The following is a 12,309-nucleotide window of genomic DNA, read 5'->3' as shown; positions in this document are numbered from 1 at the left end:
ACATGTTTGAAAAACTCATTCGATTCTCGATCGAACAGCGATGGTTGGTGCTTCTAGCGGCCCTGGGCATGGTGGCGCTTGGCGTCTTCAGCTACCAAAAGCTGCCTATCGATGCGGTCCCTGACATCACGAACGTCCAGGTTCAGATCAACACCCAGGCCGCAGGCTACTCGCCTTTGGAGACTGAGCAGCGGGTTACATACCCCATTGAGACGGTCATGGCTGGCCTGCCAAACCTGGAGCAGACCAGGTCGCTTTCGCGGTACGGTCTGTCGCAGGTGACCGTCATTTTTAAAGACGGAACCGACATCTATTTTGCTCGGCAGCTCGTCAACGAGCGTATCCAGGAGGCGCGCGACAAGCTGCCTGCCGGCATCACGCCAGCGCTGGGGCCCATCTCGACCGGGCTGGGCGAAATCTATCTCTGGACTGTCGAAACCAAGGACGGGGCGAAGAAGCCCGATGGCTCACCCTATACCGCAACAGACCTGCGCGAGATTCAGGACTGGATCATCAAGCCACAGCTGCGAAATGTTCCTGGCGTGACCGAGATCAATTCCATTGGCGGCTTTGCCAAGGAATACCAGATCGCGCCCATCCCTGAACGCCTGGCTTCTCTGGGCGTGACACTGCAGGATGTGGTCACTGCGCTGGACCGCAACAACGGCAATGTGGGCGCGGGCTATATCGAAAAGCGTGGCGAGCAGTATCTGATTCGTGCACCTGGTCAGGTGAAGTCGCTGGAAGACATCGGTAACGTGATCCTCAGCAGCGCCAACGGTGTTCCTGTGCGCGTTCGCGACGTGGCAGAAGTTGGCATTGGCCGGGAACTGCGCACAGGTGCTGCAACAGACAACGGACGCGAAGTGGTCCTCGGCACGGTGTTCATGCTGATCGGCGAGAACAGCCGGACTGTCTCGCAGGCGGTGGACAAGAAGATGTTGGAAGTCAACAAGAGCCTCCCAGAGGGGGTGCACGCGGTGACTGTCTACGACCGTACCGTGCTTGTTGACAAAGCCATCAGTACGGTGAAGAAGAACCTGCTGGAAGGCGCGGTTCTGGTGATCGTGATCCTGTTCCTCTTTCTGGGCAACATCCGTGCCGCCATCATCACGGCAATGGTCATCCCCTTGTCGATGCTCTTCACCTTCACGGGTATGGTTCAGTACAAGGTGAGCGCCAACCTGATGAGCCTGGGAGCGTTGGACTTCGGCATCATCATCGACGGAGCGGTGGTGATCGTTGAGAACTGCGTACGGAGACTTGCCCATGCACAAGCGCACCACGGTCGGCCACTGACGCGGGCTGAGCGCTTCCATGAGGTGTTTTTGGCATCCCAGGAGTCAAGGCGTCCATTGCTGTTCGGACAGCTCATCATCATGGTGGTGTACCTGCCCATCTTCGCGCTGACAGGCGTTGAAGGGAAGATGTTCCACCCCATGGCATTCACGGTGGTCGCGGCACTGCTGGGCGCCATGGTTCTGTCGGTGACATTCATCCCCGCAGCGGTGGCCCTGTTCATCGGCAATCGGGTCAGCGAGAAGGAAAACTTCCTGCTGGGCCATGCCAAGCGCTTGTATGGTCCACTGCTCGACCGTGTCATGGCCGCCAAGGCGGTCGTACTGACCGCAGCTGCAGTTGCGGTGATCTTGTGCGGGTTGATCGCCACGCGTATGGGCAGCGAGTTTGTACCCAATCTCAATGAAGGCGACTTTGCGATCCAGGCGCTGCGCATCCCAGGCACCAGCCTTTCCCAGTCAGTCCAAATGCAGCAGCAAATTGAAAGGACCTTGAAAGAGAAATTCCCCGAGATCGAGCGCATCTTCGCCAGAACCGGTACTGCGGAGATTGCCTCGGACCCCATGCCGCCGAACATTTCGGACGGGTACATCATGCTCAAGCCAATGGCCGAATGGCCCGAACCTCGAAAAACCCGCGACGAATTACTCGCGGCGATTCAGGAAGTCATCGGGAAAATCCCGGGCAACAACTATGAGTTCTCCCAGCCCATTCAGCTGCGCTTTAACGAGCTGATCTCCGGGGTGCGCAGTGACGTAGCCGTGAAGATCTTCGGTGACGACATGGATGTCCTGAACAAGTCCGCAGAAGAAGTCTCCGCAATGCTGCAGAAGATTCAGGGCTCCTCTGAGGTGAAGGTTGAGCAGACGACGGGGCTTCCGATGCTCACCGTGAACATCGACCGCCAGAAGGCTGCTCGCTATGGTCTGAACGTTGCCGACATTCAAGACACCGTGGCCACCGCTATCGGTGGACGCGAGGCCGGCACTATGTTCGAGGGCGACCGCAGATTCGACATCCTGGTTCGTCTGCCTGAATCCCTGCGCAACGATCTCGAAGGGATGAAGCGCCTTCCTATCCCGCTGCCGCGTTCTGCCAATGGGACAGAGGCCAAAACGAACTTCATCCCGCTGGGCGAGGTAGCAACATTCGAGCTTGCTCCTGGCCCCAACCAGGTGAGCCGAGAAAACGGCAAGCGCCGCATCGTCGTGAGCACCAACGTGCGCGGGCGCGATGTGGGCTCTTTCGTCGCAGAGGCTGAGAAAGGCCTGGCCCAGATCAAGATTCCTACCGGCTATTGGACGAGCTGGGGCGGAACCTTCGAGAACTTGCAGTCGGCCACGCAGCGCCTGCAGATCGTCGTGCCGGTGTCCCTGCTGCTGGTTTTCGTGCTGCTGTTCGCTATGTTCGGCAACGTCAAGGATGGTCTGCTGGTCTTCACCGGCATCCCATTCGCTTTGACGGGGGGCATCCTGGCGCTTTGGCTTCGCGACATTCCGATGTCTATCTCTGCGGCGGTCGGCTTCATCGCGCTTTCTGGGGTGGCCGTGCTCAATGGTCTGGTGATGATTTCGTACATCCGCAGCTTGAGGGAAGGCGGTGTGGGTCTTGACGAAGCAATCCGTGACGGAGCGCTCACCCGGCTACGGCCGGTTCTGATGACTGCCCTTGTGGCCTCGCTGGGCTTCATTCCTATGGCCATTGCGACAGGTACCGGCGCTGAAGTCCAGCGTCCCCTGGCCACTGTAGTGATCGGCGGAATTCTCTCGTCCACGCTGCTCACGCTTCTCGTACTGCCGATTCTTTACCGTCTGGCCCACCGACCCGATGAGGAAGATGAGGATGTGTCTGCTGAGCCATCGCATCCCCCGGACGTGTCTGCGCCCGTGTAGTTGAAACGGTCCCGCTCGCTAATTGCGGGACCGTCCCCTTTCTCCAACCCCTAAGGAACTGTCATGAAACTCTCACAACTCATTCTTGCCCTGTCAGTGTCGATCTCGGGCGCAGCCTTCGCTGCGGACAATCACGGCCACGACCTAAAGCCGATGCACGGTGGTGCTGTTGCAGAAGCCAAGGAGGTCGAATACGAATTAGTTGCCAGCGCCGACAAGCTGCAGCTCTATATGCGCGACCACGGGAAGCCCGTTGCTGTGACGGGGATGACTGCAAAGGTCACTCTACTGGCTGGCAGCGAGAAGCAGGAAGTTCAGCTCCAGGCCGGCGACGGCAAGCTGGAAGCGTCTGGCAGCTTCAAGGTTCCCGCAGGTACCAAAGCCGTCATCGTCGTCTCGAAGGCCGGCAAGTCGGTTGCCTCCGTGCGTTTCACGCTGAAGTAGTACGAAGCCTGGCCGGGGGGATCGCCTTCGCGACGCCCCAGTGGTGATCCATTTTTCGCAGTCCGTTCACGTCAAAACAACTGACCACAGAGCAACGAGTTCGATCCGCCCATCGGCAATATACCTATGCCGAAGGCAAAAAGGAGCGATCCATGTCAATGCCAGCGGCACAGGTCGCGCTTTTTGCCAAGCTGTTCTGGATTTGGATCGGCTTGTTGACCTCCGTGTTTGTGTTTTGGAGGTTGCGGCGTATCTGGCTCAAACGCCACCCGCCATTGGACGTGAGACTCAAGTACAGCCGACGCTTGGCCAAGAGACTGAGGGATCGGCAGGCAATGCGTTTGAAATACCGAAAAACACCGAAATCGCGGCACCGCCAGATGCAATCCAAGGAAACAGACCGTGGGTAAAAGTGCCGGAGTCGCTGACAAACCTGCAGTCGCTGATCAACAACCTCCACAGCAAAGAATCAGATCCATGACAAAAACTCCTGCACATTCCGGCACCCGCCGCCTCTGCGTGATCCTGACTTCTGTGCTGGCTGCTAGCTTGCTGGCGGGTTGTGCTACCCCTACTGGGGCCGATCCTTCCGCAGAAGCGCCATACTGTTACAAAGCCAGGAAGGGTCGAGTAATCGCATGCACTCGGGTGCCCGCACCCAGCCTGAATGCCGACGCTCAGGCGAAGCGCTTTAATCCCGATCCGAATGCGCTCACCGTCTATGTCGTGCGGCGCAACTGGGGAGATGGCGGGCGCTTTGTCAAGATCAGCGCGGATAACGAAATGACCGCAGAGACACTCCCTAACACGATGGTGCGCTTCAAGTTGAAGCCAGGAACGCATACGTTCACCTTGGATTTCGAAGGAGAGCGTCAAGTCGCAACTGTGGATGGCAAAGCCGGTGACCTACGATTTCTTCGTATCGATGGAACGGTTTGGGCGTGGAAGAGCACGTTTGTATGGGCGACTGACGGCGAGGATGCTATTCGGGAAAGGGCTTACAAGGCTCGCCTGGTCTCCGACCTGACGGTCAAGTGACCTCGGGGGAGCAGACAAAAAAATACCGGGGGTTCAGTGAACGTGTTGATGGTGCACATCAGGAGCATGGGGATGGGCGTGGGTCATAGGTTCATGGGTGTGCTTGTGACTGTGGCTGCCCTTTGGCATCACAGCGTGCGTATGTGAATGGTGCCCATCGTCGTGCCGGTGGGCATGCTCATGCTCAAGCACTTCGTGTGTGTGCTCGTGACCATGGCCTTCCGCCAAGTGCAGTACCACTCCCGTGGTTAAGGAGTACGCATGGCTCACGGATCGCCAGTTCGTGGACGCCGTGGCCGTGGCCATGATCACCCCCGGCCCGGTGGTTATCACGACAGGATTTATCGGCTTCCTCATCAGCGGCTTCTGGGGCGCGGTCGTCGCGGCGTTGGCAACCTTTATGCCCTGCTACTTGCTCACCGTGATTCCCGCGCCGTACTTCGAGAAGCATGGCAAACATCCTGGTGTGCTGGCGTTCGTTGACGAAGTGACTGCTGCTGCCGTGGGCGCCATTGCCGGTGCGGTGGTGGTGTTGGGCCAGCGATCCGTTGTGGATTTACCCACAGCTGCGCTGTTTCTTGCCACCGCTGCCGTCCTGTGGCGGTTCAAGAAGCTGCCCGCGCCTGTGGTGTTGCTTGCCGCTGCCTTGATGGGTCTGGCCGTGTATCCGCTTGTGGCCCACGTCCAACCCTGACCATTTGACGGAGAACCCCATTAACTACCAAATCCGTCCGCTGACGCTGAACCCCGATCAACTCTCTGGCTTTTCGAACCGTCTAATCACCAGCCACCACGAAAACAACTACTCGGGTGCGGTCAAGCGCCTGAATGCCATACGCAACGAACTCGCAGCGTTGGACTGGAGCAATGCTGCAACTTTCACCATCAATGGCCTCAAGCGCGGGGAGTTGATCGCCGCAAATTCAGCATTCCTGCACGAGCAGTATTTCGACAATCTGGGGGGCAACGGTGTATTGCCTTCCTGCGGGTTGTCCATTGCGCTCACGCGTGACTTTGGCTCCGTGGACGCTTGGCGCAGCCAGTTCACTGGGCTGGCCAAGGCCATGGGGGGGCGGATCGGGATGGGCCTTGCTGTCCTGGTCCTCCCGCGAGAGCCGCCTCATCAACCACTGGGCGGCCGACCCACACGCACCTCCTGGCCGGCGCAACGCCCGTACTGGCGCTGGACATGTACGAGCATGCGTACCAACTGGACTTCGGGGCCAAGGCGGGCGCCTATGTGGATGCCTACATGGCGAAATCCAGTGGGACAAGGTCTACAAGCGCTAAGGCGCTGCTGTCGAGGCGGATGCGTTGGCATTTGGCATCGACACAGGCTCTGCGCTGGCCGGTGCGGCAGGTGCGTTTGACTTGCGACTTGAGGAGGACTATCTGCAGAGCCCGCAGGTCATTGCCGGAGTGTCCTCGCGCGATCCGTCGCGCGTGTTGGAGTGGAGCCAGGAACTGGACGCCACGAAACCTGTGCGGCTGTATTGCTTGCGCGGCAAGGACATTGGCCGCTCTACGTTCCTGGCGCTGCGGGCACGCGGCATGAACGCGCGCTACCACGTGGGCGGCATCGAGGCCTGGCAAGCCGCTGCCCTGCCTCTGGAAACGCAAGGAGGTGCCGCATGAAATGGGTCACCCGCGAGCGGCCCAAGATCGACCGCATTGCCTGCCCCTGGCTGATTGCCCGGTTCATCGACAAAGAGCCGGAATTCCTCTATAAGCCTACAGCCTCGGTGCTTCAGGTGGCCCAGGACACGGGAGCGATCCCCTACGACGTGCGCGGCGTCGAATTGACCCACGACGGTGACCTGTGCAGCTTTGACGCCTTTCTCAAGAAGTACGAACTCACCGATCCCGTCCTACAGCAACTGACCGTGATCGTGCGGGGCGCAGACACATCCAGGCTGGACCTGGCGCCGCAGTCTGCGGGCCTCTAGGCGCTGTCGCTTGGCCTGTGCAAGACCTTCAGCGATGACCTTGAGATGCTAGGGCATGGCATGGTGATGTACAACGCGCTCCATGCTTGGTGTAAGTCCTGCTAGGCAGAAACCCACAATTGGCCCCCGAGTATGGCCGCATGACGGCGGGTGCTAGGCGGTGGCTCAGCCGCTTTACCAAGGCGTTGTGAGCGCATTTCCTGTGCATGACGCTTGCTCCGTTGGCCTGCGCGGCGCCCCCGGAAACGAAACTGACCACCGCGCAGATCCGCGCCACGCTGGGCGGGCACCATGTCACCGACGGACGCCATTGGGGGCATGACTATTTCCTGGACGGCCGCCTAGAGCGTTCAGAAAACGGCCGCACACGCGCCGGACGCTGGAGCACGCAGAACAACCAACTCTGCCTGCTGCTGCCCGAGGTCAGCAAGGTCTCGCCCGTCTGCTTTGACGTGGTGCGCGTGGGGGAGGAATTGCAGTATCGCGATGCGGGCAGTGTGGTGTACGCAGGCACGGTCAGAAAGAGTCCGTCTCGTTGAGGCTCCTCGTCAGTCTCTACGGCGTTTGCCCCGCCTTGGCCCCACGCGGGGCCTTCGGCACTATTGGAGGTTGGTCACACTTCCACGCGTTGAAGTAAACCTCATCGCCCACGGCCATGCCGGAGCCCGCGTCAACTCTGGCGAAGTGCCCACGGGTTCGGGTGACTTCCCGCCATCGGATGACTGCAATCTGGTCGGTGGGGCCGAGCTCCATTTGCCGGCAGCGAGAGCCGCTCACCTTCAAGAATTCGTCCGCTTGGATTAATTTGGTAACTTTGCCGACCCTCCAGCCTTCGGACCAAGCGTACCGGTCCTCGTAGACAGGTGTGCTGCAGCCGGAGATCGCAAGGAATGTCAGCGCAGCAGCTGACAAGAGCATTGATTTTTTCATCATGAAATTTCCTTAGCCGCTGTCTCGGTACCGCTCAATGAGTCAATGCCTGTGCTGATGGTGCACATCGGGCGCGTGGGGATGGGCATGAGTCACCGGCTCGTGAAAGTGCACATGGCTATGGCTCCCAGTGGGCATCACGTCATGGGAGTGCGTATGGTGTCCATCGTCGTGACGGTGGGCATGCTCATGCTCCAGCGGGTCATGCGCATGTTCATGCCCGTGACTTTCAGCCAAATGCAGCAGCACCCCCGCAAGCATCAGAAGACCACCGAGCAGCATCAGCCACCCCGCAGACCGTTCACCGAAGCCGAACGCTACAGCCGCACCGATGAAAGGTGCAAAGGCGAACACGGAGCCAGTCCGCGCCGCCCCAAAAGCCCGCTGCGCTAGAAGGTAGAACCGAAGACTCAAGCCATACCCCGTGGCCCCCACGGCAAAGAGCCCTAGAGCTGCCGTCAGGGTGGGCAAAGGCTCGCCCCACGCCATGGCAAGACATGCTGTCGCAGCGGCTCCCAGCGAGGCCTTTGCCATTACGACCTGGCTGGGATCGCGCTCGGCCAGTCCCCGGGACAGGGTGTTGTCCACGCCCCAGGCCACCGTCGCCAGTAGCACGGCAAGCAGACCGAGCAGCTGCGTGCCGCCCTGCAGGCCCTGGTCCATGACCAAAGCCATGCCACCGGCCAGCAAAAGAAGCATGGCTGCCCACACACGGCGGTCCATGGTCTCGCTATACAACCACCACGCCAGAGTGGCTGTGAACAGCGCTTCCAGCGTGAGCATGAGCGACGCGCTGGCGCCACTCGTGTGTTGCAGACCCCAGGACAGGGCGACAGGACCTAGGGCAGCGCCAAACCCCGCCATGCCGATGAGGCGCCAGGCGTCGGATCTTTGCAACCTTGCCTCGTGGGCAGCGGTCCGCAGGGACAAGGCACCAACGACAGCCGCCCCTGCATACAGCAGCGCAGCCGTCGTGAACGCCCCCAGCCCAGCACCCAGCCGTTGAACCAGCGGGGTGCTGATGCCAAACAAGGCTGCGGCCAGCAAGGCCAGCAGACCGCCTCGCAGTGCAGGCAAGGACAGAGAGCCGCGCGCCATGGGCCTTACTTCACCGTGAATCGTACAGTGACGGTCTTTTTGCTGTTGGTCGTGATCAGCGCAACCACCTTTGTGCCCTTGACCAACTTCACGCCCTTGGCCTCCAGCTTGTTGCCGCCTGCAGATTTCAGGGGCGCCTCTGCCTTTTCAGTGCCGTTCAGCACGGTGACCTTGCCGCCAAACTTGGATGCGTCCGCATCCTCGTCGTGGTCCACGATGTAGATTGCCGCGCCGTCAGCGGTGGCGACCAACTCGAACGACAGGTCGGAGGCGGTTTGCACCACGCCGCCGTGAGCAGGCTCGGCTGCACCATGGGCCATTACAGCAGGCGCACTTGTCAGGGATGCCATCACGATTGCGGTGGCTGCCAGCAGTTGGGAGAAGTTCTTTTTCATGGTCATTTGGGTTTCCTTCCGTTGAGTTTGTTTCACTGGCGCGCTTCAAAAGGCAGCGCACCAAGGCCTATCAAAAAGTGGGTGAGAATTAAGCTGGAGCCTGGGATCAGAAGGCCTCCTGGCCTATGGGTTCGCTTTCGGCTTGCGCGCTGCTGCCCTCAATCAAGCGCCGGGTGGCACTTTCGCCGAAAAGCCAGAACATCACGGGCGTCAGCAGCGTGTCCAGCAAGGTCGAGCTGACGAGTCCACCAAAAATCACGACCGCCACCGGATGCAGGATTTCCTTACCAGGTGCATCGGCCGCTAGCAGCAGCGGGGTCAGCGCAAAGGCAGCCACCAGCGCCGTCATCAACACCGGGGTCAACCGCTCCAGCGAGCCGCGCACGATCATGGGTTGGCCGAAGACCTCTCCCTCGAACTTGCACAGGTTGATGTAGTGGCTGACCTTCAAAATCCCGTTGCGCGTGGCAATGCCCGCCAGTGTTATGAAGCCCACCATGGATGCAACAGACAGGCTCACCCCCGCCAGCCACATCGCTACTACGCTGCCGATTAGCGCAAGCGGAATGTTGGCCATGATGATCCCGGCCAACACAGCCGACTTGTAGCGTACATACAGAACGAGAAAGATCATTGCCAAAGACACCAGCGACAAGCCGACGATCAGTTGCATCGCTTGCTCCTGGGCCTGGAACTGGCCTTCCAGACTCAGAAAGGTCCCCGGTGGCAATGGCGTCTTTGCCATCACCGCACGAATGTCTGCAATGACGCGGCCCATGTCGGAGCCGTCCGTGTTGGCATAAACGACGATGCGCCGACGACCGTTTTCTCGGCCAATCTGGTTGGGTCCATCGGTTTCCTGGACCGTGGCGATGGCAGACACCGGTATCTGCCCCGCAGGCGTGTCGATCAGCGTGCGAGCCAGATCCTGAGGACTGCGTTTGTCATCGGGCAGGCGCAGCACCAGTTCATAGCGGCGCAGGCCGTCCACAATCTGCGCACCATGGGCACCATCCGTCAGGGCCTGCAGCACCCGCACCGCCTCGCCCGGAGACAGCCCAACCTGCGCGGCCTTGCGGTGGTCCAGCCGTACCGTGATCTGGGGGATCAGCACCTGCTTTTCCACCGTCAGATCCACGAGCCCTGGAACGCCCGAGAGTCCCTGGCGCATCTGTTCGGCCAGGCCCCGCAAGGTGTCCGTATCGTCGCCGAAGATCTTGAGCGCGATCTGCGCCCGCACCCCTGACAAGAGGTGATCCAGGCGGTGGGAGATAGGCTGGCCAATGGCCACCTGGGCTGGAAGGACGGCCAAACGGGCACGGATGTCTGCCATCACGGCCTCGCGGTCCCGGGCGGACCGCTTCAGGTCCACATCAATCTCGGCCGAATGCACGCCTTCGGCATGTTCATCCAGCTCGGCCCGCCCCGTCCGGCGCCCCACCTGGGTGACCTCGGGAACCTCAGCGATCAGCGTCTCGGCCAACGCCCCCATGCGATTGGCTTCCGCCAGCGCAGTGCCTGGGTTGAACACCATGCCCAACACCAGCGAACCCTCATTGAAGGCAGGCAGAAAGGCGCGTGGAAAAAACGGGACGCTTGCAGATGCTGCAGCTACCGCCAGTGCAGCGACAGCCATCAGCACCTTGGCGCGAGAAAACGACCAGCTGAGCACTTGCGCATCCCGCCGCTTGAGCCAGGCGACCAGGGTGCTGTCACCATGGTCCAACCGTTTCATCCCCGGCAACAGGTAAAGGCACAGCACGGGCGTAACCGTCATTGAGACCAGCATCGACGCCAGCACCGACACGATGTAGGCGATGCCCAGGGGCGTGAACAGGCGGCCCTCGATGCCCGGCAGCGCAAAGAGCGGCACAAACACCAGCACCACGATAGCGGTGGCGTAGACGATGCCCGAGCGGACTTCCACGCTCGCCCGGCGCACGACCTCCAGCGTGGACAGTGGATTGCCCTGGGCACGGTTTTGCTTCAGCCTGCGCAGGATGTTCTCCACATCGACCACCGCATCGTCCACCAGTTCGCCAATGGCAATGGCCAGGCCACCCAGAGTCATGACGTTGATGGACTGGTCCAGCAGCCGGAAGACCATGGCCGTCACGGCCAGCGACAAGGGAATTGCCACGAGCGAGATCAAAGTGGTTCGCGCGGACAACAGGAAGGCGAACAACACGATGGCCACCATGATGGCGCCGTCCCGCAAAGCCTCGGTCACGTTGCCGATGGACGCCTCGATGAAGTCCGCCTGACGAAACAACACCTTCGGAGCAGCCAAGCCCACGGGCAGCCCCTGTTTGAGATCCCCTAATGCCGCTTCGATGGCGTGGGTGAGCTTGACGGTATCGGCCGCAGGCTGCTTTTGCACACTGACGATGACGGCAGGCACGCCGCTGTATCCGGCGTCACCGCGCTTCATGGCGGCAGCGAACCGGACATTGGCCACCTGTTCCAGCAAGATGGCTCGGCCATCCTTCCAGGCCACCGCCACACCCTGCAGGTCCTCGACACGGCTGGTACGGCCGATGTGGCGGATGAGGAATTCACGGCTGTTGAGGTCGATGAAGCCACCTCCCGCATTCCCCGCAAAGCCTCGAAGGGCCTGCTCGATCTGCGTCAATGTCACCCCGAACTGTGCCATGCGTGCCGTGTCCGGCTCCACCCGCAACTGGCGCACTTCGCCGCCGATGGGGATGACCTGTGAAACCCCTGGAATCGACAGCAGTCTTGGGCGCAGCACGAAGTCCGCGTACTCACGGGCCTGCATGGGTGTCGCTGCGGCGGCCTCACCATCGCCTGCTGCCAACGGCAGTGCGATGAGCATGACTTCGCCCATGATGGAAGACACTGGCCCCATGACGGGCGTGATGCCCCCTGGGAGTTGCTCCCGCACCAGTGCCAGGCGCTCCGCCACGAGCTGGCGGTTGCGGTAGATGTCCGTCCCCCAATCGAACTCGGCATAGAGAATGGACAGGCCAACCCCAGATGTAGAGCGAACCCGCGTGACCCCCGGCATGCCGTTGAGCGCGGTCTCCAGAGGGAAGGTCACCAGCTGCTCGACTTCTTCGGGCGCCATACCTCCTGCTTCCGTCAAGACGGTGACCAGGGGTTTGTTGAGGTCGGGAAACACATCGACTGGCGTGCGCCATGCGGTGATAGCCCCGTAGACCATCAGCAGCGCCGCGACCGCCAGGACGAACAGGCGGTTGTGAAGGCTGTTCCTTACGATCCAATTGAACATTGCGTGGGCTCCGT

General features: G+C 60.7%; 8 protein-coding genes and 3 pseudogenes. 7 read left to right on the top strand and 4 right to left on the bottom strand.

Annotated elements, in window-relative coordinates; genetic code table 11:
- The first annotated feature begins 2 nt into the window (after nucleotides 1-2).
- The 3 genes from ATF69_RS21010 to ATF69_RS20995 all read left to right on the top strand — a co-directional run bounded on the left by ATF69_RS21010 (nucleotide 3) and on the right by ATF69_RS20995 (nucleotide 4,673).
- Nucleotides 3-3,191 carry a CusA/CzcA family heavy metal efflux RND transporter gene (locus ATF69_RS21010; RefSeq protein ID WP_146872167.1) on the top strand — a complete coding sequence of 1,063 codons (3,189 nt, stop codon included), beginning with the start codon at nucleotides 3-5 and terminating at the stop codon, nucleotides 3,189-3,191.
- Nucleotides 3,192-3,254: 63 nt separating this feature from the next.
- Nucleotides 3,255-3,635 carry a hypothetical protein gene (locus tag ATF69_RS21005; protein ID WP_146872166.1) on the top strand — a complete coding sequence of 127 codons (381 nt, stop codon included), beginning with the start codon at nucleotides 3,255-3,257 and terminating at the stop codon, nucleotides 3,633-3,635.
- A 477-nt stretch (nucleotides 3,636-4,112) separates the two neighbouring features.
- The gene (locus ATF69_RS20995) at nucleotides 4,113-4,673 is read left to right on the top strand and encodes a hypothetical protein (protein WP_146872164.1); all 561 of its coding nucleotides are present in this window, start codon (nucleotides 4,113-4,115) and stop codon (nucleotides 4,671-4,673) included.
- A gap of 33 nt (nucleotides 4,674-4,706) precedes the next feature.
- On the opposite strand, the pseudogene ATF69_RS23365 reads toward ATF69_RS20995, so the two are convergent.
- Nucleotides 4,707-4,916 (bottom strand): annotated as a pseudogene (locus tag ATF69_RS23365) (EamA/RhaT family transporter); the annotation flags it as partial.
- A gap of 1 nt (nucleotide 4,917) precedes the next feature.
- On the opposite strand from ATF69_RS23365, the pseudogene ATF69_RS20985 reads away from it, so the two are divergent.
- The 4 genes and pseudogenes from ATF69_RS20985 to ATF69_RS20970 all read left to right on the top strand — a co-directional run.
- Nucleotides 4,918-5,367: pseudogene (locus tag ATF69_RS20985) on the top strand (chromate transporter); the annotation flags it as partial.
- 620 nt (nucleotides 5,368-5,987) lie between these two features.
- Nucleotides 5,988-6,308 (top strand): rhodanese-like domain-containing protein, encoded by a 321-nt coding sequence (locus ATF69_RS23355; RefSeq protein ID WP_051022504.1) that lies wholly within the window; start codon nucleotides 5,988-5,990, stop codon nucleotides 6,306-6,308.
- Nucleotides 6,305-6,724, top strand: a pseudogene (locus ATF69_RS20975) (chromate resistance protein ChrB domain-containing protein). The gene ATF69_RS23355 and the pseudogene ATF69_RS20975 overlap by 4 nt, the downstream one beginning before the upstream one ends.
- A 101-nt stretch (nucleotides 6,725-6,825) precedes the next feature.
- On the top strand, nucleotides 6,826-7,158 hold the full coding sequence (locus ATF69_RS20970) for a hypothetical protein (RefSeq protein ID WP_015013008.1): 333 nt from the start codon (nucleotides 6,826-6,828) through the stop codon (nucleotides 7,156-7,158).
- Nucleotides 7,159-7,591: 433 nt separating this feature from the next.
- On the opposite strand, the gene ATF69_RS20960 is transcribed toward ATF69_RS20970, so the two are convergent.
- From ATF69_RS20960 to ATF69_RS20950, 3 genes are all read right to left on the bottom strand, one after another.
- Entirely contained in the window at nucleotides 7,592-8,647 is a 1,056-nt protein-coding gene (locus ATF69_RS20960; RefSeq protein WP_015013010.1) for a DMT family transporter, read from the bottom strand.
- Nucleotides 8,648-8,652: 5 nt separating this feature from the next.
- On the bottom strand, nucleotides 8,653-9,048 hold the full coding sequence (locus ATF69_RS20955; RefSeq protein ID WP_425291796.1) for a hypothetical protein: 396 nt from the start codon (nucleotides 9,046-9,048) through the stop codon (nucleotides 8,653-8,655).
- 100 nt (nucleotides 9,049-9,148) lie between these two features.
- The gene (locus ATF69_RS20950) at nucleotides 9,149-12,295 is read right to left on the bottom strand and encodes an efflux RND transporter permease subunit (protein ID WP_146872163.1); all 3,147 of its coding nucleotides are present in this window, start codon (nucleotides 12,293-12,295) and stop codon (nucleotides 9,149-9,151) included.
- Between the last annotated feature and the right edge of the window lie 14 nt (nucleotides 12,296-12,309).

The organism is Acidovorax delafieldii (assembly GCF_007993815.1).
In the GTDB taxonomy this organism is placed as follows: domain Bacteria; phylum Pseudomonadota; class Gammaproteobacteria; order Burkholderiales; family Burkholderiaceae_C; genus Acidovorax; species Acidovorax delafieldii.
Note: the sequence above shows the minus strand (reverse complement) of the source record. Positions and strands in the feature narration are given on the sequence as shown.